The organism is Streptomyces javensis, assembly GCF_039525925.1.
Lineage (GTDB): Bacteria > Actinomycetota > Actinomycetes > Streptomycetales > Streptomycetaceae > Streptomyces > Streptomyces asiaticus.
The window spans coordinates 1-922 of sequence record NZ_BAAAIF010000256.1 but is presented as its reverse complement, the minus strand read 5'-3'; the positions used below and the strand labels follow the sequence as shown (position 1 = coordinate 922).

Below are 922 nucleotides of genomic sequence, written 5' to 3'. Positions count from 1 at the left end.
GAACGGCTCTCGGACGCCCGCCGCAACGGGCATCAGGTGCTGGCCGTCGTCCGTGGCACCGCCGTCAACCAGGACGGGGCCAGCAACGGCCTCACCGCGCCCAACGGCCCGTCCCAGGAACGGGTGATTCGGCAGGCGCTGGCGAACGCCGGGCTGTCGGTGGCCGATGTGGACGCGGTGGAGGCACACGGCACCGGTACGAGTCTCGGGGACCCGATCGAGGCCCAGGCGCTCCTCGCCACGTACGGCCAGAACCGCCCGGAGGAGCAGCCACTCTGGCTCGGTTCGTTGAAGTCCAACATCGGACATGCGCAGGCTGCGGCGGGCGTGGCCGGTGTGATCAAAATGGTGCTGGCGATGCGGCACAACACGCTGCCCAAGACGCTGTACGCCGACGAGCCCACCAGCAAGGTGGACTGGGCTTCGGGTGCGGTGTCGCTGCTGTCCGAGGCACGGGCATGGCCGGAGACCGGGCGCCCGCGTCGCGCGGGAATCTCGTCGTTCGGCGTCAGCGGGACGAACGCACACGTGATCCTGGAGCAGGCGCCAGAAACGGACGCGCCCGAAACGGATACGGACGAGGACGGTACGCCTGGGCTGGTGGCCACGGGCGGGGTGGTGCCGTGGGTACTGTCCGCCAAGACCCCTGCCGCGCTGCGCGCCCAGGCAGAGCGCCTGGTCGGCCACCTGGAGGCCGGGGACGCTCCACGTGCGGTCGACGTGGGCTGGACACTGGCCACCACCCGCGCCGCCCTGGAACACCGCGCGGTCATCCTCGCCACCGACACGGAAAGCGGCACGGCAACCGCCCGCGCACTGGCAGAAGGACGACCCGACCCGCTCCTGGTCACCGGACAGACCGCGCAGACCGGGACGGACGGCAAGACCGTCTTCGTCTTCCCCGGCCAAGGCGCCCAATGGG

Annotated in this window: 1 protein-coding gene; it reads left to right on the top strand. The window is 71.3% G+C overall.

What is annotated here, in order from left to right:
• The coding region (locus ABD329_RS47835) for a ketoacyl-synthetase C-terminal extension domain-containing protein (RefSeq protein ID WP_344318295.1) at nucleotides 1–922 on the top strand (922 nt) is incomplete at both ends.